This is a genomic window from Haloechinothrix salitolerans (assembly GCF_042662605.1).
GTDB lineage: Bacteria > Actinomycetota > Actinomycetes > Mycobacteriales > Pseudonocardiaceae > Haloechinothrix_A > Haloechinothrix_A salitolerans.
The window spans coordinates 740,164-761,425 of sequence record NZ_JBHSXX010000001.1 but is presented as its reverse complement, the minus strand read 5'-3'; the positions used below and the strand labels follow the sequence as shown (position 1 = coordinate 761,425).

Annotated in this window: 20 protein-coding genes; 5 read left to right on the top strand and 15 right to left on the bottom strand. The window is 67.3% G+C overall.

What is annotated here, in order from left to right; genetic code table 11:
- Positions 1 to 91: 91 nt before the first annotated feature.
- Positions 92 to 628, bottom strand: a complete 537-nt coding sequence (locus ACFQGD_RS03650; protein WP_345407427.1) for a nuclear transport factor 2 family protein — start codon at positions 626 to 628, stop codon at positions 92 to 94.
- Positions 629 to 654: 26 nt separating this feature from the next.
- Positions 655 to 1,809 (bottom strand): acyl-CoA dehydrogenase family protein, encoded by a 1,155-nt coding sequence (locus ACFQGD_RS03645; protein ID WP_345407424.1) that lies wholly within the window; start codon positions 1,807 to 1,809, stop codon positions 655 to 657.
- 196 nt (positions 1,810 to 2,005) lie between these two features.
- Between ACFQGD_RS03645 and ACFQGD_RS03640 the strand changes: the two genes are divergently transcribed.
- The 5 genes from ACFQGD_RS03640 to ACFQGD_RS03620 all read left to right on the top strand — a co-directional run bounded on the left by ACFQGD_RS03640 (position 2,006) and on the right by ACFQGD_RS03620 (position 8,178).
- A complete protein-coding gene (locus tag ACFQGD_RS03640) occupies positions 2,006 to 3,196 on the top strand; it encodes a TetR/AcrR family transcriptional regulator (RefSeq protein ID WP_345407421.1) in 1,191 nt (396 codons plus the stop codon).
- Between the two features lie 100 nt (positions 3,197 to 3,296).
- Complete coding sequence (locus tag ACFQGD_RS03635) at positions 3,297 to 4,091, top strand: enoyl-CoA hydratase/isomerase family protein (RefSeq protein WP_345407418.1); 795 nt, start codon at positions 3,297 to 3,299, stop codon at positions 4,089 to 4,091.
- Positions 4,092 to 4,164: 73 nt separating this feature from the next.
- Positions 4,165 to 4,926, top strand: coding sequence for an enoyl-CoA hydratase/isomerase family protein (locus ACFQGD_RS03630; protein ID WP_345407415.1), 762 nt, complete (start codon positions 4,165 to 4,167; stop codon positions 4,924 to 4,926).
- A 39-nt stretch (positions 4,927 to 4,965) separates the two neighbouring features.
- Complete coding sequence (locus tag ACFQGD_RS03625) at positions 4,966 to 5,754, top strand: TetR/AcrR family transcriptional regulator (RefSeq protein ID WP_345407412.1); 789 nt, start codon at positions 4,966 to 4,968, stop codon at positions 5,752 to 5,754.
- A 60-nt stretch (positions 5,755 to 5,814) separates the two neighbouring features.
- Entirely contained in the window at positions 5,815 to 8,178 is a 2,364-nt protein-coding gene (locus tag ACFQGD_RS03620) for a LuxR C-terminal-related transcriptional regulator (RefSeq protein WP_345407409.1), read from the top strand.
- Between the two features lie 10 nt (positions 8,179 to 8,188).
- On the opposite strand, the gene ACFQGD_RS03615 is transcribed toward ACFQGD_RS03620, so the two are convergent.
- From ACFQGD_RS03615 to ACFQGD_RS03555, 13 genes are all read right to left on the bottom strand, one after another.
- A complete protein-coding gene (locus tag ACFQGD_RS03615; RefSeq protein ID WP_345407406.1) occupies positions 8,189 to 9,736 on the bottom strand; it encodes an AMP-binding protein in 1,548 nt (515 codons plus the stop codon).
- Positions 9,737 to 9,798: 62 nt separating this feature from the next.
- Positions 9,799 to 10,416, bottom strand: a complete 618-nt coding sequence (locus tag ACFQGD_RS03610; protein WP_345407403.1) for a sigma-70 family RNA polymerase sigma factor — start codon at positions 10,414 to 10,416, stop codon at positions 9,799 to 9,801.
- Positions 10,417 to 10,437: 21 nt separating this feature from the next.
- Entirely contained in the window at positions 10,438 to 10,635 is a 198-nt protein-coding gene (locus tag ACFQGD_RS03605; protein WP_345407400.1) for a ferredoxin, read from the bottom strand.
- A gap of 43 nt (positions 10,636 to 10,678) precedes the next feature.
- The gene (locus ACFQGD_RS03600) at positions 10,679 to 11,209 is read right to left on the bottom strand and encodes a sterol carrier protein (RefSeq protein ID WP_345407397.1); all 531 of its coding nucleotides are present in this window, start codon (positions 11,207 to 11,209) and stop codon (positions 10,679 to 10,681) included.
- Positions 11,210 to 11,263: 54 nt separating this feature from the next.
- Positions 11,264 to 12,454 (bottom strand): aminoglycoside phosphotransferase family protein, encoded by a 1,191-nt coding sequence (locus ACFQGD_RS03595; protein ID WP_345407394.1) that lies wholly within the window; start codon positions 12,452 to 12,454, stop codon positions 11,264 to 11,266.
- A gap of 42 nt (positions 12,455 to 12,496) precedes the next feature.
- Positions 12,497 to 13,813, bottom strand: a complete 1,317-nt coding sequence (locus tag ACFQGD_RS03590) for a phytoene desaturase family protein (protein ID WP_345407392.1) — start codon at positions 13,811 to 13,813, stop codon at positions 12,497 to 12,499.
- A gap of 30 nt (positions 13,814 to 13,843) precedes the next feature.
- Entirely contained in the window at positions 13,844 to 15,004 is a 1,161-nt protein-coding gene (locus ACFQGD_RS03585) for an acyl-CoA dehydrogenase family protein (RefSeq protein WP_345407389.1), read from the bottom strand.
- Positions 15,005 to 15,007: 3 nt separating this feature from the next.
- Positions 15,008 to 16,210, bottom strand: coding sequence for an enoyl-CoA hydratase-related protein (locus ACFQGD_RS03580; protein WP_345407386.1), 1,203 nt, complete (start codon positions 16,208 to 16,210; stop codon positions 15,008 to 15,010).
- Between the two features lie 3 nt (positions 16,211 to 16,213).
- Positions 16,214 to 17,434 (bottom strand): NAD(P)/FAD-dependent oxidoreductase, encoded by a 1,221-nt coding sequence (locus tag ACFQGD_RS03575; RefSeq protein ID WP_345407383.1) that lies wholly within the window; start codon positions 17,432 to 17,434, stop codon positions 16,214 to 16,216.
- A 26-nt stretch (positions 17,435 to 17,460) separates the two neighbouring features.
- A complete protein-coding gene (locus tag ACFQGD_RS03570; RefSeq protein WP_345407380.1) occupies positions 17,461 to 17,652 on the bottom strand; it encodes a ferredoxin in 192 nt (63 codons plus the stop codon).
- Positions 17,653 to 17,673: 21 nt separating this feature from the next.
- Positions 17,674 to 18,537 carry an SDR family NAD(P)-dependent oxidoreductase gene (locus tag ACFQGD_RS03565; RefSeq protein WP_345407377.1) on the bottom strand — a complete coding sequence of 288 codons (864 nt, stop codon included), beginning with the start codon at positions 18,535 to 18,537 and terminating at the stop codon, positions 17,674 to 17,676.
- A 91-nt stretch (positions 18,538 to 18,628) separates the two neighbouring features.
- Positions 18,629 to 19,822, bottom strand: coding sequence for an acetyl-CoA acetyltransferase (locus tag ACFQGD_RS03560; RefSeq protein ID WP_345407374.1), 1,194 nt, complete (start codon positions 19,820 to 19,822; stop codon positions 18,629 to 18,631).
- The gene (locus tag ACFQGD_RS03555; protein WP_345407371.1) at positions 19,819 to 21,255 is read right to left on the bottom strand and encodes an OB-fold domain-containing protein; all 1,437 of its coding nucleotides are present in this window, start codon (positions 21,253 to 21,255) and stop codon (positions 19,819 to 19,821) included. Before ACFQGD_RS03555 ends, ACFQGD_RS03560 begins: the two co-directional genes overlap by 4 nt.
- Positions 21,256 to 21,262 lie beyond the last annotated feature (7 nt).

Genomic DNA, 21,262 nt, shown 5'->3' with positions numbered 1-21,262 from the left:
CGCTGGAACAGCGGATGCCGCCATGCCGCGGCATCGCGAGGTGGCTTACCATAGGCGGTTTTTAATTTGATTTCAAGTTAAATTTGTCCGGTCATGCTTCTGGCTGACGCTGGCTCGCCGAGTGCGCGGGGGCGGCCGCCGACGGTTTCCCGCCGAGCAGGGAGAGCAGGTAGGCCCCGCCGATCTTCCCGTTACGCGGCGGCAATGCGCCGAGCTGACGCATCATCTCGTTGATCTCGTACTGCGCGAGGTAGCGAGACAACAGTCCGTCGGTGAACTCGAGAAAGATGTCGCATCCGTAGGTGTCGAACCGGCGTGCCGGATCAAGCTGCGGCGGCCCGCTTCCCTGCTGCCGGAACAGCACGACCGCCCGGCCGTCCTCCGGCGCGGTGAACAGCTGCACCTCATCGAAGCCGACGTCGGGCATCGCTTTCCAGATGCGCTCGACGTAGTTTCTGACCGACTCTCGGCCGTGGATGACATCGGTCCAGAAGACGGTGTCCTCCCAGACGATGTCCGGATGCAGCAGGGCAAGAACCTGCTCGGTGTCGTGCGAGTTCCATGCGGCGAGCCACTCGGTGGCGAACCGGCGCAGGAAGTCACCGTCCGTTGGGTCGCTGGGCTTCACTGTTCCTCATCTCCTCGATTGCCGTTTCACAGCCCGAGATCACGGCCGATGATCTCTTTCATGATCTCGGTGCTGCCGCCATAGATCGTCTGGATTCGAGCGTCGATGAACGCGCGACTGACCGCGTACTCCCGCATGTAGCCGTACCCGCCGTGCAGTTGCAGGCACCGATCGGCGATGCGGACCTGCAGCTCGGTGCACCACCATTTGGCCTTCGCCGCCTGAGCGGCAGTCAGCTCCCCTGCCACGTGGCGCGATACGCAGTGATCGATGAACACCCTGGCGATCTCGAGCTCGGTGTGCAGCTCGGCAAGCAGGAACCGGTTGTGCTGAAACGACCCGATCGGCCGCCCGAAGGCACGGCGCTCGATCACGTAGTCCATCGTGCGACCGAGCACGCCCTCCGCCGCGGCGACCGCGGTGACGGCCAGCGAGAGCCGTTCCTGCGGCAAGTTGCGCATCAGCTGGAAGAAACCCTGACCCTCCTCGCCGAGCCGGTTCGCCACCGGCACGCGCACGTCGGTCAGGTGCAGCTCGCTGGTGTCCTGGCCGTGCAGACCCAGCTTCGCTAGGTTCCGCCCTCGTTCGAAGCCGGCCATACCCCGCTCTACGACGAACAACGTCAGGCCTCGATGCCTGTCATCGGACGTGCGGGCGGCCAGCACGACAAGATCGGCGTTCTGACCATTCGAGATGAACGTCTTCGACCCGCTGAGGACGTAGTCGTCACCGTCACGAACCGCGCGGGTCCTGATGCCGGAGAGGTCGCTGCCCGCGTCCGGCTCCGTCATGGCGATCGCGCCGATCAACTCGCCCGACGTCACGCCAGGCAGCCAGCGAGCCTTCTGGTCGTCATCGGTCATGTCGAGCAGATAGGAGGAGACCACGTCGTTCTGCAGGCCGATTCCCAAACCCGCCGACGCATAGCCTGCCCGGGCGAACTCCTCGTTGACGATCGCGCTGAACCGCCAGTCGTCGATTCCCGCGCCGCCGTAAGCCTCCGGTGTGGCGAAGAACAGCAACCCGGCGTCCCCTGCCGCGCGGTACAACGACCGATCGACCCGACCGCGCTGCTCCCACTCCTCGTCGTGGGGAGCGACCTCGGTCTTGATGAAGGACCGCACGGTGTGCCGAAACAACTCGTGGTCCTCGTCGTACAGCGTGCGAGTGGCGTCAAACATGCCCACTCCCCGCCAGGAACGTCAGGTGAACCTGATTCGTCATCGGTGACTTCCCAAGAAGATTGACTACACAGCCGCGCTTGTGGGCGATACGCTAGCCTAGTTAATATTCACTATGCAAGACGGACACTCGCGGTATCGTCGGCATCGGCCGACGTCGGAGCACGCGACACCGGTCATACGAAGGGATCGCGATATGGCAAAGACGAGGGCGCAGCAACGTGATCGGCGTTCACCTCGTCTCACCGCCGCGGAGCGCAAGCAGCAGCTCGCGGCGACGGCGGCGCAGTGGTTCTACCGGCACGGATTCCACGGCGTCGCGCTCGCCGACGTCGCCAACGACGTGGGTGTCACCGCACCCGCCGTCTACCGTCACTTCCACAACAAGACCGGGCTGCTCGCGGGCGCCATCGAGAGCGGTCTCGACGTCGCGGAAGCCGCGTTCAACGCCACGCCGGACGAGCCGCTGGACGACACGCTGTTCAGCCTGGCCGGTGCCGCCATCGACCGGCGGGACGTGTGGGTGTTGCTGCAGCGAGAGGCGCGGCATCTCGACGCCGAGCGGCGCGCGGCCGTCCAGGGCCGTTTCGACGAGTTCGTCGCCAAGTTCATCACCCGGATCCGGCACGCCCGGCCCGACTGCGACCGAGGGCAGCTGAGCGTTCTCGCCACCGCGGTGCTGGCGATCATGTCCAGCGCCTCGCTCAGCCGGTCGCCCCTGCCCCGCGAGGAGTACCAGTACGTCCTCGCGGCGGCCGCCGCAGCGGCCGCCCGAGCGGAACTGCCCCCACCCAGTGATGACGAGCCCGTACGGCGGCTACCTGATCAAGCCGATCCACCCTCCCGCCGCGAGCAGTTACTGGAAAGCGCGATCGCGCTGTTTCATGAGCACGGCTACGCCGGGGTCAGCCTGGATGACATCGGTGACGCAGTGGGAATGGCCGGGCCGAGCATCTACCACCACTTCGCGACGAAATCCGACCTTCTCGTGGCTGCCTTTACGCGCGCGGCGCGCAGCCTCGCGACCCAGGGGGCTGCCGGTGACCAGCAGGCCCTCGACGAACTGGTACGTCGTTACATTCAGGTGGGCGTCGGGCAGCGTCATCTGTTCGGTGTCTACGTAACCGAGGCCATCAACCTGCCGGTCGAGTGCCGTCGCGCGGTCATCGCAGAACTGACCGCGAACGTCGAGGAATGGTCCGCGGCGCTGCGGGTCAGGCGGCCGAACGTGCCTGCGAACACACGACTGGCACTCGTGTACGCGGCGCGAGGCATCGTGAACGACATCGTCCGGCTGGGCAGGCTGCACACGCGGCCGCAGATCGAGACCGAGCTCGACATCCTCGTACACGCCGTTCTCGACGTGAATCTCCCAGAACAACCATGAATTGATCCCGATCGTGCCGGAGATCCGCTGTCGCGGTGGCTCACCGGCCGACGGACGCACGGACCCGGGAGCGCCCCCTCGGGTGGAAAGGATCAGAACCGTGACGAGTTATCACTATCTGCTCACGTCCATTACGGACGGCGTGGGCGTGATCCAGCTCAACCATCCAGAGAAGCGCAATGCCCTCGGCTGGGAGCTGCATCGCGAGATCATCGCCGCGCTGGCGGAGTGGGAGGAGGACGACCGGGTCGCCGCCGTCCTGCTTGTCGGCAACGAGGAGTACTTCTGCGCGGGGTGGTCACTCGACATCCTCGAAGAGGTCACGGGCGATGACCTCTCCCGCTTCGTCGACCTTGCCCTGAAGCTCATGACGACCGTTTACGACTACCGCAAGCCGACGGTCGCCGCCGTCGCGGGCGTTGCGCCTGGTTACGGCATGGATCTCGCCAACATGTGCGATATCACGGTCGCCTCGGAGAACGCCGCGTTCGGCTCAACGCAGGTCAAGTACGCGATGAACGGCTTCTACCACGGGATGCTGCGCAAAGCGGGGTCCCAGCGAGCGCGACGGATGCTGTTCACCGGCGACCCGATCGACGCGAAAGAAGCCCATCGGGTCGGCCTCGTCGACGAGGTGGTCCCGGTCGGCACCGTGCGAGAGAGCGGCCTTCGGCTCGCGAGGCACATCGCCGAGTCCGGTGCCGAACTGACGACCGTTCTCAAGCAGGTCGCCTTGCGGGCGAGCAACATGGACCACGTCGGCGCCACTGCCTACGAGCTGAGGGTGACCGCCGATCTCGTCCAGCGCGGCCTGTTCACCCGACGCCTCACCGAGGGGCTGAGCGCGCTCCGATCGGGACAGAGCAAAGCGACAGAACGCCTCGCGACCGACTGAGTCGCCACCGCACCGCGCCAGCACGGTCCCAACCCAGCGGGTAACGCCACCGCAGCAGAGAGGAAACCACATCATGCCCGGCTTCGAGAACATCACGTCCGTCGTCAGCGACGGCGTCGGCACGATCACCTTCGACCGGCCCGACCGCCGCAACGCACTCAGCGTGGAGCTGATGACGGAGATGAGCGACCAGCTCGACTCCTGGGCGAACGACGACGACGTCGCCGCGGTCGTGCTGACCGGCGGCGAGGACATCTTCTGCGCCGGTTTGGACCTGGATGTCCAGTCGACGTTCACCGAGCGAACCCGCGCCGTGTACGCAGCCGCGTGCGAACGTGCCTACGGGACACTGCTCGACTACCGGAAACCCACCATCGCCGCTGTCGGCGGCCCCGCGCTGGGCGGCGGATGCGACATCGCGGTGTTCGCCGACATCCGGATCGGTAGCGCGAACGCCCTCTTCGGCTATCCCCAGATCAAGTTCGGGCTCACCCCTTACTTTTCCCCGCTGTGGCGCATCGTCGGCCTGAGCCAGGCGAAGCTGCTGACGTTCACCGGCGAGCGGATCGACGCCGAGGAAGCTCAGCGGATCGGACTCATCGACCGGCTGGTACCCACGAACGAGGTGATCAGCACGGCAACCGCACTCGCTGGCTCCATCGCCGAGACCACGGTGAAGTCCGCGGTGAACAACAAGGAGATCGCGCGAACGTCGCCTGCCCTTGACCCCGCGAGCGCGCTCACCTACGAAACCCTCGCCTACCGCGAGGTGACCTGGCAACCGGACATCGTTGACCGCATCAAGAACGCCTACAGCGCGATCAAGCAGAAGTAGCGTGGGCGAACACACCGTCGGACGTCTTAGAATCTATTCGTGAGCAAAAAATCCGCAGCGACAACGGCGGTGACGCCAGCACGGAAGTCGCGAAGCAGCAGCAAGGACGCGCGGTCGAAGGCCACCGCCAAGGCCAAAGCAGGCGACGCGGCGAGCCCCAAGGGCGAGCCCAAGTCCGCGAAGACTCGCGCACGGATCCTCGACGCCGCGGCAAACGTACTGAGCCGGCGCGGCTACGCCGGAACGCGCTTGACCGACGTCGCCCAACAGGCGGAGATCCAGGCCCCCGCGATCTACTACTACTTTCCTTCGCGGGAGGACCTCATCGAGGAGGTGATGTGGACCGGTATCGCCCACATGCGAGAGCACCTACAGGGCGTGCTCGACCAGCTACCGTCGGATTTGCCCCCGCTCGCGCGCATCGAAGCAGCGGTCGAGGCCCATCTACGGTACGAACTCGAAATATCCGACTACACCACGGCCGCCATCCGCAACGCGGGCCAGATTCCAGATGAGCTCCGGATCCGATACGACAACGAGTCGAAGCTGTACGGCGACCTGTGGCGCAAGCTCTTCTCGGACGCTGGCTCGGCGGGCGAGTTGCGCAGCGACCTCGACCCGACGTCGGCCAGGATGCTGGTGATGGGCGCGTTGAGCTGGGCGGCCGAATGGTGGAACCCGCGCCGCGACTCGCTGGACTCGGTGATCCGTACAGCCCAATCGCTGGTACGCCACGGTCTCGCCGCCAGCCCGGCACCGGCGACTGATGGCCCAGGAACGAAGGCCAGAAGCGCCCGGAGGCGATCAAACCGGTCACCCGAGGCCTAAGTACACCCACACGGCGTATCCTGGTGACCCATCGAAACCCTTGACGATCAAGGCAGGAGCATGGTCGAACCTGCGTCGATGCGGGACGCCGCCACCAACTTGCCCGCGGAACTGACCAACTTCGTGGGCAGGCGGGCCGAGCGCAATGACGTCAAACGCAGCCTGTCTGAGTCGCGCCTGGTGACACTGACAGGCTTCGGCGGGGTGGGTAAGACCCGCCTCGCGCTCCGGGTGGCCGCCGAACTGCGCCGGGCCTTCACGGACGGTGTCCGGTTCGTCTCACTTGGTGAGCTCAATGATCCCGCGTGGCTCCCTGACACCATCGCGACCGCGCTCGGTATGCAGGGCCGCTCGACCCGGACCGCGCCAGCCTCACTAGTCGAGTACCTCAGGCGACGAGAGCTGTTACTCGTGCTCGACAATTCCGAGCACCTCGTCGAGGCGGTCGCCGTGCTCGTCGACACCCTGTTGCGCACCTGTCCTGGCCTTCGGGTGCTGACCACAAGCAGGGAGCCGCTGCGTCTCAGGGGCGAATCCGTGCACACCGTCGCCCCGCTCACCGTCCCGTCACACGGTGAGGAACGCACCACGCCGCTGCGCCAGTACGAAGCGATCTCGCTGTTCGTCGACCGCGCCGCGGCGGTGGTCCCCGACTTCACCCTCACCGAGGACAACCGCGCCGCGGTCGCCGCCATCTGCCGCAAGCTCGAGGGCATTCCGCTCGCGCTCGAACTCGCCGCGGTGCGGTTACGCGCGATGTCACCGCACGAGCTCGCCGAACACCTCACCGACCGGTGGGAACTGCTGACGCGGGGCAGCAGGGACGCCCCCGACCGGCAACGCACCATGGCCGCGTGCATCGAGTGGAGCTTCGAGCTCTGTTCCGAGGCCGAGCGTGACGTGTGGGCCTACGTCTCGGTGTTCACCGGCGATTTCGAGCTCGACGCGGCGCAGGGTGTCTGTCCGAGCGGCGACGACAGCGGCGACGACGACGCGTGCGCACAGCTTCCCGACGTGCTGCTCGCGCTAGTGGACAAGTCGATCCTCGCCGCGGAGGTCCAGGGCGGCCGGACCCGGTTCCACATGCTCCCCGCGATCAGGCAACGCGGCATCAGCCGACTGCGCGAACGCGGGATGCTCACCCAGCTCCGGCGTCGTCACCGCGACTTTTACGTCGAGCTCTCGCGCCGAACACAGCGCGAGTGGGTGAGCCCGCGGCAGATCGACCTGATCGTTCGACTGCGGCGCGAACAGGGCAACATGCGTACCGCACTCGAGTTCTGCCATCAGGAGCCAGGCGAAGCCGAGCCAGGACTTCGGATGGGAGCGAACCTGCTCGAGTTCGGACTCGCGGAAGGTTTGTTCCGCCCCGGCAGAGTGTGGTTCGGCAGGCTGCTCGCCCAAGCGCCGGAACCGACAGCGACCAGGGCGCTGGCGCTGCGAACAGCCTGCTGGTGGGCGACGATGCAGGGTGACATGGAGCCGGCCCGCGAGTTGCTCGCCGAAGGCACCGCACTCGCGACCGAGCTCGGGGAACCGGTCACGACGTTGTTCGAGCAGACCGCCGGTTTCGTCGCCATGTTCTCTGACGACCCCGCACGTGCTGTCGAACTGTTCGAATCGGCACTCACCGGCTTCCGGTCGTCCGGGGACATCTCCCAGACGACGCACACGCTCGTTCTGCTCGCGCTCGTTCACACCTTCACCGGTGACCTCGACCGCGCGCTCGCGTGCCACAAGGAGTGTCTCGGCATCAGCGAGCCCGCGGGCGAGTCGTGGTACCGCTCGTACTCGCTGTGGATCGCGGGGCTCGCCACGTGGGCGGCGGGAGACGAAACCAGCGCGATCGAACTGGCGCGGGAGAGCCTTCGGTTGAAGCGTGCGATGGCGGAGAAACTCGGCATCGGTCTCGGCCTCGAAACCCTGGCATGGATCGCCGCACCGCACGATCCGCGGCGCGCCACTATTCTGCTCGGCGCGGCACAGAACCAGTGGGAGGCGATCGAAACGTCGACGGCGGCGCTCCCCGGCCTGTTCTCCTATCACCAGCGCTGCATTGATGTGCTTCGCGCCGACCTGGACGCGGCACGCTTCGACGAGCTGTGGCGGGAGGGTGCCGCACTCGACCAGGCCGCCGCGATCGACTACGCCCTCGACGAACGACCGCCATCGCGGCGCCGCGACATCGGCCGCAAGACCGAGTCCGCAACAGGTGACAACCTCACAAGACGAGAAACGCAAATCGCCGAACTGGTGGCGAAGGGCCTCACCAACAAGGACATCGCGAGCACACTCGTGATCTCCAAGCGCACCGCCGAGACGCACGTCGAGCACATCCTCACCAAACTGGGTTTCACGTCGCGTATCGAGATCGTCCGGTGGATGTCCGACCGCCCGGAATCCGCCGATACCGAGTCCGGCTGAGCGGGGCCGGTCAGGGAGCGACGCTGTCGACGAGCGCGTACTTGCGCATCAGCGAACGCTTGGTGAGCTTCCCACCCGCCGTGCGCGGAACCGTGTCGATGAAGTCCACGCTGCGTGGCACGGTGTGCCGCCCGCCGTGCGCACGCGCCAGCTCGATCAACTCCCTGGCCAGCTCTGGCCCCGGCTCGGCATCGCGTTCCGGCTGAACCACCGCTTTGACCTGCTGTCCGTCACGCTCGTCAGGAATTCCGATGACGGCGGCGTCGGCCACGCGGGGATGCATCACGAGCAGGTCCTCCACCTCCCGTGGATACACCGCGCCGCCATCCACGGTGATGACGAACGACTCACGGTCGGCCAGATAGAGAAACCCGTCGTCGTCGACGTAACCGAGGTCCCCCACGGTCGTCCAGTTCGGACGGACGGGATGCTGCGCCGCCATCGTCACGTCCGGAGCGTTGTGGTACCAGAACGCGGGCGCTCGCCGTTCGACGTACACCGTGCCCACCTCACGGCGCGGCACCTCGTCACCGTTTTGATCACACACGTGTACCGAGCCGAGAACGCTCCTTCCGACCGAACCGCGTCTCGCCCGCCACTCAGTGGCATCGATGAAGCTCATGACGTTGCGTTCGGCTCCGCTGTAGAACTCGTGAACGATCGGCCCAAGCCAGTCGATCGCCCGTTGCTTGGCCTCGGCCGGGCACGGCGCACCCGAGTGAATCACCGCCCGCACACTGGCGAGGTCGTAGCCGTCACGAACCCGCTGCGGCAGCTTGACCAGCCGCACCAGCATCGCGGGGGCAACGTGCAGCACCGAGACCCGGTAATGCTCGATCGCGGCGAGCAGCGCTTCAGGAGAGTGTCGTGCCGCCGTCACAACGGTGCCGCCGGCATCGTGCACACTCACGGCGACCTGGCTGCCGAGGGCATCGGAGAACGGCAGAGCGGAGAGGAGCACCGTGTCACGATCGACCGCGCACGACCGCGTCAGCAGCGTCCTGAGGCAGCGAGTGTGCTCGTCAGGCTCGCCGTCGGCCGCGACGACTCTCGTCGCTCGCGGTCGACCCGTCACGCCCGCCGTGTAGAACATCTCGCGTCCCCGGGACTCGCCGACCGTGGCGGTGTGCGAACCCAACACCACCGATTCGTAGGTCTCGTGCTCGTCGACGACGCCACCAAAGGCGAGGCGCACATCGACGCCTGGTGTCAGTGGCCGTAGCTCCGTCGCGAGGTCGTCGAGTTCAGCCGACACCACGAGTGCGCGCGCGCCGCTGTCGTTGATGACATACGCGGTCTCCTCGAGCGACAGCGAGCAGTCGATCGGTGTAAAGGTGAGACCAGAACTCAGCGCGGCCCAGTAGGTCTCGAAACCACATGGCGACAGGTCGGCGAGAATCGCGACGACGTCACCTCTTTCCAAGCCACGAGCGTGTAGAGCCCCTGCGAGCCGCGCCGAGTTCTCGGTCAACTCGCCGTAGCTCAGACTCACGGCGGATTCGGCGGCGATCACGGCGGGCTTGACAGGGTCCGGGGCGGCGCGGATCCCCTGGTGCATGAGCATCGTCCTCTCGGTGTGGTCGCCATTGCTTGGCGCCACGGCGACGGTACGAACGCGGTCTAACTGGCCGGCGGCGGCCAGTGCGCTGACGTGCGCCACCGGAGCGTGCGCAAAGCCCGCACCTGAATGGCCGACACGGCGTTGGGTCTCCGTTTCATGCGCCTTGCCACGTCGGTGAGCGAGAGACCGTGGAAGAACCGAAGTTCGAGACACGTCCGCTGATCGGCGGACAGGTGGAGCAGATTCCGCCGCAGCTCTCCCGCGACGATCGACCGGTAGGCCGCCGACGCCGGATCGGCGTCGGCGGCGACCACCTCGTATCCTTCTGGGAATTCGGCTTCGAGCCGGTTACGAGCACAACGGGACTCGTCGAAGACGATGTTGCGAGCGATGGTGATCAGCCATGCGCGGAAGCTCGACCTCCGGTGGGTGAGTGACGTCATCTTGCTGAGCGCTCGCACGAAGGTCTCGCTCGTGATGTCCTCGGCCCGATGGTGATTGCCGGTGCGTGCCAGCACGTATCGGAAGACGTCGCTGACGTGGATCTCGTACAGCGTCGCGAACGCGCGCCTATCGCCTGCGGCCGCCCTGTCGACAAGCGACCAGATGCGCGCCGAGTCACCGTCGTGCGCCGTCGTCTCATCCGGTATCCCTCGCTCCACCAGCGCAGTGCTCATCCGTCCGTTTCCTCACACCGCTCACTCGTCGTACTCGATACTGAGGGCTTCGGTGGGGCAACCGTCGACGGCCGCTTCGACGTCGCTGAGTTGCCCGTCGGGGACGGTGTCCGTCTTCAGTTCGAGCTCACCATCGTCGTTGACCTCGAACACGTCCGGCGCGAGCGACTCGCAGATGCCAAGGCCGGTGCACTTGTTGTAGTCGACGTGAACCTTCATGGTCCTCCTTCCTGCGCGCACCGCCGTACGAATGCCGCCGTTCCTAAGCCACGATCAGGTCCGCACGGCCTTCCCGGCGCAGAGTCTCGACATACATGCGCGCGAATTCGGAGTTCCGCGACACCAGCTCCAGCCAACCGTTGATGTCGCCTCTCGCGGCGACCTCTCCCCGCGCCATGGCGGACGGAAAGTCGAGCCTGCCCTGGCAGCACCGATTGGCGGTCTCGGCATCCATGGCGACGATGAGCGAGGGGTCGACGTCAGCGCCCGTGCCGTTACGCACTTCCGAACGATCTGAGTCGATATGGATCACGCAGTCCGGGTCCACGAGGCCGAAACGCATCCGCAGGTGCGCCCGCCTCAGCTTCGGCCCAAGCTCCGGATCATCGAACGCGGATTCGAAGGTCCCACCAATGTAGCGGTAGACCTCTTCAGGGCAACTGAGTGACATAGTGACCTCCACCGTGATGTGGTGTGCCTGCACGTGGCACACCACCAGCGTGTCGGACGTCACGTCGTCAGTTACCCGTACGGATACGTAGATCCGTACGTAGAGATCACGCGGAAGCGGCATACGGTGAGGTCCTCGTGACGGATTGATTACGATGCGCATGGCAGAGCGGCGGCACTACTCGATCGCGTCGAGTGTGTCGAGGTCGGTGACGTGGCGAGCGATGCGTTCGATCGCGAACAGTGTGTAGTCGCGCGGTTGCAGTTCCGGCTCGACCTTGCTGCCGCCGAGCGTGAACAGACCGAATACCAGCGCATGCAGCGGCTGCTGCCGGTACGCCAGCCACGCCTCGTCGAAGGAAGGCGGCTCCCGTACGCCCGCGGCACGCAACCGGTCCAGGTAATACTCGAGCAGGTCCTTCTCCCACCGCCTGCGATCCTCGGTGGCGAGTCCGCAGGCAAGGGCATAGGAGTAGTCCATCGCCCAGTGCCCGGTCGCGACGCATTGCCAGTCGTAGAGCCCCATGCGTCCGTCCGGGTCTCGCAACCAGTTACCGAGATGAACGTCCTGGTGTAGCAGTGTCCTCGGCGACCGCTCGTGCATCGCCAATGACCGCATGAACTTCGGGTAGATCTCCCGGCCGCGGGCGAGCAGCTCCTCTGAAACGACCGAGGCCGCCCGGCGAAGGCCGACCATGGTTCGCCGATCGAACCCGATCTTGCGATTGAGGTTCCGTTGCCACTCATAGGTGCCCTTGAGCTGTCGCAGATCGGCCGCGAACCGCTCACTCTCCCAGAACGCCCCGTGGTAGGCGGCCAGCTCCGAGACCATGTCCTCTGCGTCGGACCGGCTCACCCGGTTCGTCAGCGGGTTGGGAAAACTCCATCCTTGGACACGGAGATCTTCGAGCAGGACGAGCGAGCGATAGCTGCGCGGGTCGTACCCGGCATAGAACGCGCGCGGGCTTCGCAGCCGTAAAGTCGGGCGAGCGGAATTGTAGAACCGCGTCTCGCCGTCGACGATCTCGGTGAGCCCTAGCAAGAGTCGCGAGGACAGCGTCGCCGTTGACTTGGCGAACAACGACTCCGGCAGGCCAGCCGCGTGCCCGGTCTCGTTGTAGGTCACCGACAATGCCCTGCGGGAGCTCGTGCCGTCGTCCCCTCCTGTCACGGCGACGTCGAGGACCTTCGCGCCGGACACGTCGGAGCACAGCACCTCGGTCAGCCATTCCGGCGTCACCGCCTCGGCGGACGGTGGCACCTGCGCGGGGTCTGGTGCCACCGCTCGCGTGCTGACCCTCTCCCGCGCGACGTGCCATGCCACCCTGCCCGCGAGTCCCGCGGCCTTGACCCGATCGACGACACTCATCGCCGCTCCCTTCGGACTGACGCTCGGTCGCAACGCCCTGAACTACGACGCCGACCCACTCGGGTAGCGCTCCGTGATCTGGTCGACGACGAGTTTGGCGGTCTCGGCACACGCTGTCGTGCCGCCGTTGCCGTACTCCTTCACGGCGTCGCCGACGTTCCACAGGTTCGGGATGGGCGTAGCACTCGGCAGGTCGAAACCGGCGACCGCGCGCTGGGGCGGCCAGTCGTCGCGGGTTACCTCGATGGACAGGATCCGCGCCTGGTCGAACCCGGCGATCTCGTCGCGGAGGTCGGCAAGCAGCAGCTTGGTCTCCTCGGCCTCGTCGAAGTCACCGACCGACGGCTTCGGCACGGCGGTGCCGCAGTAGAGGTGCCAGCCTTCCGGTGCCATCTCGGGGCAGGTCGCGGTGAAGTTGGCGACGTAGCACAGCCGCCGAGTCTTGGCGAAACTCAGCATGCCTGGCGCGTCGATGAGCGGCTCCTGGCTCGCGAAGTTCACCGTGATCATCCCGCACGGGCGGTCACCCGTCCGCACCTGTTCCAGGTAGTCCGCTGGGAAGTGCTCTGTGCCCGTGAGCCGCACCGTCGCCGCCGGTCCGGTGTCGCTGACCGCGAACCGCGTCGACACCTCGACCGGCTCGCCGTCGCGCTCGATCACCGCACCGGTGACTTGCCCGTCCGTCACGGTCAGCGACGTGACCTCGCTGGACAACCACACCTCGCCGCCGTTCTCGGTGATCGTGTCCGCGAGCGACTGCCAGACCCCGATCGTCCCTTGTGGACAGAAGCCGAACTTCTTGAACGCGCTCTTGCGGGTGAAGTAGGTGAGGAACACCTTCGCGGGAAGCTCCTCGGACCCGACAGCGAACACCGAGCCACACATGTTCCGGAAGATGCCGTGCACCGACTCGTTCTTGGTGTACTTCGCGACCCAGTCCGCCGTGGACAGCTGGTCCTCAGGTAAGCCATCGTCCTCGCGCGCCGCGCCGAGGCCCTGCAGCAGCTTGGCGCCCTGCCGCGTCAGCCTGGAAAGCAGGAAGCCCCAGCCACCACCGGTGACGTCGACGTCCTTGTCGCCGATCCGGTACAGAATCGGCGGGTCCGGCCTCCGCACGTCGAACTTCGCGCCGACCTCGTCGAACGTCTGCTCCGTGATGCCGTCGACCTCGATGACGATGGCGCCGTTGTTCACCTTGAACCCATCGATGTCCCTGGTCGAGGCACGCCCACCGACATGCTCGAGCCGCTCGACGACGAGCGTCCGGTAGCCGAGATGCGTCAACCTCGCGGCGGCGCAGAGCCCACCAGCACCCGCACCGATGACGATGGCGTCGAACTCGTGCTTCGTTTCGGTCATGATCTGCCTTTCCGGTGTCGGTACGGCTTGTCAGTACGACTGGGGCAGCCCGAGGCTGGTGTGGGCGACGAAGTTCAGCACCATCTCCCTGCTCACGGGCGCGGTGCGCAGCATCCGCGTAACGAACCACAGGTCGGCGAGCCCGTACTCACGGGAGAGGCCGTTGCCACCGTGGGTCTGGATGGCCTGGTCAAGCGCCTGCAGCGCGGCGTCCGCGGCGGCGAACTTGGCGACGTTGGCCGCCTCGGCGGCAGCGCCGCCGCCGTCGAAGAGCTCGGCGGCCCGTGCGGTGGCCAGCCGCGCGAGCTCGACAGCGATGTGGGCCTCCGCGAGCGGGTGGGCGATACCCTGGTGCGCGCCGATCGGCGTGGACCACACCTGCCGCTCGGTCGCGTAGGTGCGTGCCTTGTCGACCGCGTAGCGGCCCACTCCGTTGCAGATCGCGGCCGCCATGATGCGTTCCGGGTTGAGGCCCGCGAAGACCTGGCGTAGCCCCTTGCCCGCCTCGCCGATCAGGGCGTCTTCCCCGACGTGGACGTCGTCGAAGAACACCGTGAACTGCTTGTCCGGCGACACCAGCGCGGTCTCGAGTGGCTGCAGCGTGACACCGGGGGAGTCGGTCGGCACCACGAACAACGACAGCCGGTTGCGGCCATCGGCGGCTGGCTCGCCGTCCCGCGCCACGACCAGCATCGCCTCGCATTCGTCGGCTGCCGAGATGTAGTACTTGCTGCCGGAGATGGTCCAGCCGTCACCGTCCCTGCGAGCATGGGTGGAGACGTTGTGGCTGTTCGACCCGGCGTCCGGTTCGGTCAGCGCGAACGCCATCTTGCGGGTGCCATCGGCGATCCCCGGCAGCCAGTCGCGTTTCAGCTCGTCCGAACCGTGCGCGGCAAGGATGGAACCGCAGATCGCGGGGGAGATGACCGTGATGAGCAACGGGATTCCGTTCGCGGCCAGCTCTTCGATCACGATGTTGAGCTCAGCCAGTCCCGCTCCCCCACCGCCGTGTTCCTCTGGCAGGTGCACACCGAGCAGTCCTGCCTGCCCCAAGTCGGCCCACAGCTCCCCGATGTGCTCGCCACCGCGCGAACGCTCCGTGTAGTACCCGGGACCGTACTTCGCCGCGATCTTGCCGACGCTCTCCCGGAGCAAGCGCCGCTCGTCACTGTCGCTGACCAATCCCGTCATCTCTTACCGTCCCTCGAACGTCGGCTCGGACTTGTCCATGAAGGCGCGCACCGCGGTGGCGGGGTCCGCGCCTGCCGCGACCCGGCCCAGCGCCTCGGTCTCCTTGGCCAGCTGCTCGGGCAGCGTCGTGGTGAACGAGTCGCGGAGCAGCTTCCTGATCTCGCCGTAGGCTCGCGTTGGTCCCGAGGCGAGCGACAGCGCGACCTCCCGCGCCCGGTCTCGAAGCTGCCCGGACGGCACGACCTCGGTCACGAGGCCCCACTCCAGCGCCTCGGCGGCGTCGAGCACTCGACGTCCGAAGTAGAACTGCTGCGCGCGGCGCAGCCCGACCAGCCGCGGCAGGAACCACGAGTTGCCGCCGTCGCCGGACAGTCCCAGCGTGGTGAATCCCGCCGCGAACTTCGTGCCTTCCGCGGCGAGGGCGACGTCGGCGCAGTGCAACAGCCCGAGCCCGCCGCCAGCGACCGATCCGTGGACAGCGGCCACCACCGGTACGGACAGTTCGGTGAGCACGCGGATCGCCTCGTGGTAGGGCGTCGTCATGCGCCGCAGTGTCGCGGACAGCGCGGCGGGATCGGTGTCCGCGAACACCGCGATGTCGCCGCCGACCGTGAACGCCGGGCCGTTCCCCGTGATGAGCACGGCCCGCAGTTCGGTGTCCGTGGCGCACCGCTGCGCCACCTCGTACAGGTCGTCGCCTACCGCCTGGTTGATGGCGTTGCGCGCATCAGGACGGTTCAGCCGGATCGACGCGACGTTGTCCTCGACCGCGTACTCGATGGCGCTCAGCTCACGCCCAGCGCCGTCGAGTGCCTGTCGCCAGCGGGCACTGTCCGTCAGCTGCACGAGACCGGAGATTCGCCCGTCGGTGAATGACAGGACGTGGACGAACTCCGCATCGAGCGCGCCGCCGCGTCGCGCCGTGCCGGTGTAGCGTCCGGATACCAGCAGCCTGCCGTCGTCGAGCATCGCGAACTCGGCGGGCTCGGCCCGCGCGACGAAGTTCTTCCCGACCTGGCGCCAGAACTCATGCCACATCCGGTCCGGGCCGCCGTATGTGCCGCCGAGGTCGAACGGCAGTCCCTCGGTGGTCCTGCCCTGGAACTCCGGATGCAACAGGGCACCGATTCGTTCCCGGTCACCCCTGGCGAGCGCGGCGTACAACTCCGTCGCGAGCTTTTCCGCGTCGTGCCGATCGATTGCCATGGCTCAGGCAGCCTTTCGCTTCTCGGCGAAGGCGAGCGCGTCGTCCCAGCTCGCCCGCTTGGCGATCAAGCCGCGATACTTCATGATCACGGCCTGGCCGTTGATGGTCAGCGCACCGACAAGGCGGCGGCCGGAGCGGTAGAGCGCCACCACGCGGCCATCGGTATCGAGATCGCCGTCCACGATCACGACCTCGTCGGCGTCGGCGATGCCGACGAACTGGATCCGGCTGCCGTACCAGTCGGACCAGAAGTACGGCACGGTCGAGTACGGCTTGGCCGCGTCCGGGGCGAGCGCGTTCTTGGCGGCCACAGCACCTTGGTCCGCCGCGCTCGTCCAGTGCTCCAGCCGCATGAGCTTGTCGAACATCGGGTTGTGCCAGCGCGCGACGTCGCCTGCCGCGTAAACGCCGTCAGCGCCGGTGAAGAGGGTCTCATCGCAGACGACGCCGTCGTCGATCCGCAGGCCTGAGCCGTCGAGCCAGCCGGTGGCCGGGGAGGCTCCGACGCCGACGACGACGAGATCGGCAGGCAGGGTACTGCCGTCGGCAAGCACCACCCGCTCGACACGACCGTCGCCCTCGATGGCGTCGACGCCAACCCCGCACCGCAGGGTGGTGCCGTTGCGGTGGTGCAGCGACGCGCACGTTGCGCCCATCAACTCCCCGACCGCCCGCGAGAGCGGAGTGGGCAGCGCCTCGACCACGGTTACATCGAGGCCGCGCTTGCTTGCGCTCGACGCCACTTCAGAGCCGATGAAACCGCCACCGATCACCACCGCACGAGTGCCACCGTCCAGCGCCGCGCGCACCGCGACGGCGTCGTCGAGCGTGCGGAGGGTGTACACGCCGTCAAGCTGGCCAGCGCCCGGCAACGTCTTCGCGTCGGCACCGGTGGCGATCACCATCGCGTCGTAGGCGACCGGACGGTCACCGACGTGCACCACCTTGGCATCGGTGTCGAGCGCCGTCGCCGGTTCACCGAGCATCAGCTCGGCGCCGAGCTCGCCGGTGAGCAGTTGCTCGTTCCGGAACGTCGGTGTCTCGGCGGACGGTTCGTTCTCGGCTTCGAGGTAGGCCTTCGACAGCGGCGGACGATCGTAGGGCAGGTGCCGCTCGGCACCGATGAGTGTGATGGTGCCGTCGAAACCGGTCTTGCGCGCGCCTTCCACCGCGCGCAAGCCCGCAAGCGATGCGCCGACGACGACCAGGTGATCGGCAGCCATGGTTGCCCCTTCGTGTGACGTCCGGTTCAGCCCTCGAGGCGCAACGCCTCGGTTGGGCAGCCATCGACGGCGGCCTCGACGTCGGCGAGGTGACAACCAGGCACGTCGGACTGCTTGAGTACGAGCGCACCATCGTCGCCGACCTCGAAGAACTCGGGCGCGAGGGACTCGCAGATGCCGAGCCCGGTGCACTTGTCGTTGTCCAGCACGATCTTCATGAATTCCTTACCTCTCGGCAGTCATCCGACCGGGTTGACGCCGGGCACGGCGTCGGTCAGGTCCGTGAGCCGCGGCCATGCCTCGGCGACCTCGTCGATCGACGGGGTGCTCGGGAAGGTCACACCCTCGCCCTGGAACAGCTGCACGCGGTAGGCCTTGCCGCCGCCAGCCACTACGACCGTGCCGCTGTCGGTGCACTCGTCGGTGAGCAGGTAGCCGACGATCGGGGCGACCTGCTCGGCAGGCAGCTTCTCGAGCAACTCGGCGGGTGCCACGTCTTGTGTCATGCGAGTGGCTGCCATCGGCGCGACGGCGTTGGCTAGGACGTTGTACTTGCGCCCCTCGATCGCCAGGGTGTGCATCAACCCGACGAGCCCCGCCTTGGCCGTGCCGTAGTTCGACTGACCGAAGTTCCCGTACAGCCCGCTGGTGGAGGTCGCCATGACCACCCGGCCGTGGCCTTGCTCGCGGAAGTGCGGCCAGACGGCGCGGGTGACGTGGTAACCGCCGAAGAGGTGCACGCGCAGGACCGCTTCCCAGTCCTCGTCGGACATCTTGTGGAATGCCGCGTCGCGCAGAATCCCCGCGTTGTTGACCACGCCGTGGACGGCGCCGAACGCGTCGAGCGCGGTACCGACGATCGCCGTAGCACCCTCGGCGGTGGCCACGCTGTCGTAGTTGGCAACGGCCTGACCGCCTTCGGCCTCGATCTCGGCGACCACCTGGTCCGCCATGGCGGTGTCCGCGCCCGACCCGTCGCGTGCGCCTCCGAGGTCGTTCACCACGACACGGGCGCCAGCACGGGCGAGCAACAGCGCGTACTCCCGCCCAAGGCCGCCGCCGGCCCCGGTGACGACGACGACACGGTCCTTCACTCCAGGCATCGATCCTCCATCGTGCTTATTTTAATATAAAGTAAATAGTCGGGACGCCAGTGTCAACAACGGTGTGCGCCAGGCGGGTGTGACGCGTCGCTCAGTCGCGCTCGGCGCCAACCACCGAGACGAAGGAGACGCAGCTACCAGGACGGCCGCCCAGGTTGTGTGTCAGCGCGAGGCGCGGGGCGTCGACCTGCCGCTCTCCCGCGTCGCCGCGGAACTGCAGCCAGCACTCGTACAACATCCGCAGGCCGCTCGCGCCGACCGGATGGCCGAACGACTTCAGTCCGCCATCGGGATTGACCGGCAACCTGCCGGTGAGCTCGAAGGCACCGTCGAGGATGTCCTGCCACGCCTTCCCGCGCTCGGCGAAGCCAAGGTCCTCCATCAGCACCAGCTCGGTCGGGGTGAAACAGTCATGCACCTCGGCGAGCGAGATCTCGCCGCGTGGATCCGTGACGCCTGCCTGCGCATAGGCGTCGGCGGCGCTGTGCACGACTTCGGGGAAGGTGGTGTAGTCGTAGTCCTGGTCCGCCGCCCCGAGCGCGGGCCCCGCCGCGAGCGCGAGGCCCTTCACGTACATCGGGTGCTCGGTGTAGTGGTGCGCGTCCTCGGCCCGCACGATGAGCGCCGCGGCCGCACCGTCGGACACGCCGGAGCAGTCGAAGACGCCCAGCCTGCCCGCCACCGTCGGAGCGGACTCGATCTTCTCCTTGGACACGACGGATCGGAACTGCGCCTTGGCGTTGCGCGCGCCGTTGTGGTGGTTCTTCCACGCCACGTGCGTCATCGCCGCCCGCATGTCTGCAGGGTCTACGCCGTAGCGGGCGCAGTACGCCGGGTCGAGCAGCGAGAACGCGGCGGGAGCGGTGAGGCTCAACTCGGCCGCGGTGCCGTCGCTCGGCGGGTCGGCCCGCAACAGCCCGGAGAACCCGGAGTCCTTCAGCTTCTCGACGCCGACCGCCATCACGCGATCGTAGGCACCGGACGCGACGGCATAGCAGGCGTTGCGGAACGCCTCCGATCCGGTGGCGCAGTAGTTCTCCACGCGCGTGACCGGCTTGTAGTCCAGCGAGAGCGCCTTGCTCAGCGTCAGGCCGGACTGGCCTGAGCCGAGCGTACCGAGCCAGTACGCGTCCACGTCGTCGCCGCCAGTGTCGGAAGCCGAGCGCAACGCGTCCCGCACCGCGTCGACGAGCATGTCCTCCGCCGAGCGATCCCAGTGCTCCCCGAACGAGGTGCACCCCATGCCGACGACGGCGACTCGGTCGGCGATACCCGTGCTGCTCATGCCTTCTCTCCCGTGGCCACCAACTCGGCTTCCCTGTCCACTGTGGCCTGCTCAAGCACGCGGGCCTTCCAGAAGTAGTTGTGCACACCGCCCGAGGTGAAAAGCCTGCGAAAGGTCAGCGCGACCCTGGTGCCCACCGCGAGTGCGTCGGGTTCGGTGTCGGCGACCTCGAGCGTGTACCGGCCGCCGCCGTCGAAGTCGACGACCGCGTCGATCAGCGGCGGGGACGGCGAGTAAGCGAGCCGGTCGACGGTGTAGGTCGCCACGGTGCCCGTCGCGGTCGCCAGCGACCGCGAATCCATGTCGTCGGCGCTCCGGCACTTCTTGCACACCCTGGACGGCGGCAAGTGCACGAATCCACACGAACGGCAGCGCGACCCGGTGAAGGAGAACTTCCAGTCGGCGGCGCGGGCGGACGGCGGGGCAGCTGGCCGGTCCGGTTCCGGCCTGCGCGGCGGCTCCCGATCAAGCCAGCCACGCCAGCTCAAATACGTCGGGTACGAGACCGCCACCCCCGTCGCGAGTTGCTCCGCGACCGGGTGCGATTGCCGCATCCGCGGCAGTCGATCGGTGGCACGCAACAGCACCGCGTCACAGCCGTCGGCAACGGAGAGCACGAGAATCGTCTCGCCCGCACTGGCACGATCGAGCGCATCCGCGAGGCCAAGCCCCGCGTCGGCGGCACCGGCGTGACCGATCGGGGGCCCGGTCGTGGTCCGCCTGCCGACGATGGCTTTCATGGCCTGCTTGATCACACCGGCGTTCGGCGAGACCACTACCACGTGGTCGGCTCTGCCGACCCCGGCTTCGCGCAGCACCGAGGCCGCCGTCCGTGTGAGTACCGGCAGGTACGCGTGCTGCCCGAACCGCTCCTCCCACTGGCCGCCCGCGCTCGCCCCTGGGGCGCGCCAGCGGTCAAGCACCTCGACGGTCTCAGACGCCTCGGCGAGGACATCAGCGATCGCGAGATCGGGGTCGCCGAACAGGAATGCGGCCGCACCGTCGCCGCCGCCGGTCTCGTCGCCAGAGCCAGGACGTCCGGTTCGAACGTCCGCCGCGACCGCGAAGCCACCGCTCGCGGCCGCCGCGCGCCATGCGGCGATGCCGGAGCGCGCCGACCCGGCGAGATCCGCCGCGAAGGTCGCGGCGGGCAGTCCGAGCGCGGCATGGACGGCCGCGGCGTTGGTCTTGTCGAAGTACGCGGGCGACGTCGTGGCGAAGTAGATCGCGCCAGCGGTAGCCGTCCGTTCTGGATGAGCGGCGAGCACCGCGCCCGCCGCCTCGACCGCCATGGTGGTGCTGTCCTCATCGAAGGCCGCGACGACGCGCTCGCCGCGTCCCGCACTCGTCCGCAACGCCGCGCCGACCTCGTCCCGCCGCAGGCGGTGACGCGGCAGGTAGGCGGCGTAGCCGATCAGCGCATGCGCGTTCATGAAACTC

What these genes read in the sequence shown, in the direction of transcription:
- ACFQGD_RS03585 (WP_345407389.1), bottom strand. Translation starts at nt 15,004, where the DNA reads ATGACGGGATTGGTCAGCGACAGTGACGAGCGGCGCTTGCTCCGGGAG.
- ACFQGD_RS03565 (WP_345407377.1), bottom strand. Translation starts at nt 18,537, where the DNA reads ATGCCTGGAGTGAAGGACCGTGTCGTCGTCGTCACCGGGGCCGGCGGC.
- ACFQGD_RS03620 (WP_345407409.1), top strand. Translation starts at nt 5,815, where the DNA reads ATGGTCGAACCTGCGTCGATGCGGGACGCCGCCACCAACTTGCCCGCG.
- ACFQGD_RS03645 (WP_345407424.1), bottom strand. Translation starts at nt 1,809, where the DNA reads ATGTTTGACGCCACTCGCACGCTGTACGACGAGGACCACGAGTTGTTT.
- ACFQGD_RS03595 (WP_345407394.1), bottom strand. Translation starts at nt 12,454, where the DNA reads ATGAGTGTCGTCGATCGGGTCAAGGCCGCGGGACTCGCGGGCAGGGTG.
- ACFQGD_RS03570 (WP_345407380.1), bottom strand. Translation starts at nt 17,652, where the DNA reads ATGAAGATCGTGCTGGACAACGACAAGTGCACCGGGCTCGGCATCTGC.
- ACFQGD_RS03605 (WP_345407400.1), bottom strand. Translation starts at nt 10,635, where the DNA reads ATGAAGGTTCACGTCGACTACAACAAGTGCACCGGCCTTGGCATCTGC.
- ACFQGD_RS03575 (WP_345407383.1), bottom strand. Translation starts at nt 17,434, where the DNA reads ATGGCTGCCGATCACCTGGTCGTCGTCGGCGCATCGCTTGCGGGCTTG.
- ACFQGD_RS03640 (WP_345407421.1), top strand. Translation starts at nt 2,006, where the DNA reads ATGGCAAAGACGAGGGCGCAGCAACGTGATCGGCGTTCACCTCGTCTC.
- ACFQGD_RS03580 (WP_345407386.1), bottom strand. Translation starts at nt 16,210, where the DNA reads ATGGCAATCGATCGGCACGACGCGGAAAAGCTCGCGACGGAGTTGTAC.
- ACFQGD_RS03615 (WP_345407406.1), bottom strand. Translation starts at nt 9,736, where the DNA reads ATGCACCAGGGGATCCGCGCCGCCCCGGACCCTGTCAAGCCCGCCGTG.
- ACFQGD_RS03590 (WP_345407392.1), bottom strand. Translation starts at nt 13,813, where the DNA reads ATGACCGAAACGAAGCACGAGTTCGACGCCATCGTCATCGGTGCGGGT.
- ACFQGD_RS03610 (WP_345407403.1), bottom strand. Translation starts at nt 10,416, where the DNA reads ATGAGCACTGCGCTGGTGGAGCGAGGGATACCGGATGAGACGACGGCG.
- ACFQGD_RS03600 (WP_345407397.1), bottom strand. Translation starts at nt 11,209, where the DNA reads ATGCCGCTTCCGCGTGATCTCTACGTACGGATCTACGTATCCGTACGG.
- ACFQGD_RS03555 (WP_345407371.1), bottom strand. Translation starts at nt 21,255, where the DNA reads ATGAACGCGCATGCGCTGATCGGCTACGCCGCCTACCTGCCGCGTCAC.
- ACFQGD_RS03560 (WP_345407374.1), bottom strand. Translation starts at nt 19,822, where the DNA reads ATGAGCAGCACGGGTATCGCCGACCGAGTCGCCGTCGTCGGCATGGGG.
- ACFQGD_RS03630 (WP_345407415.1), top strand. Translation starts at nt 4,165, where the DNA reads ATGCCCGGCTTCGAGAACATCACGTCCGTCGTCAGCGACGGCGTCGGC.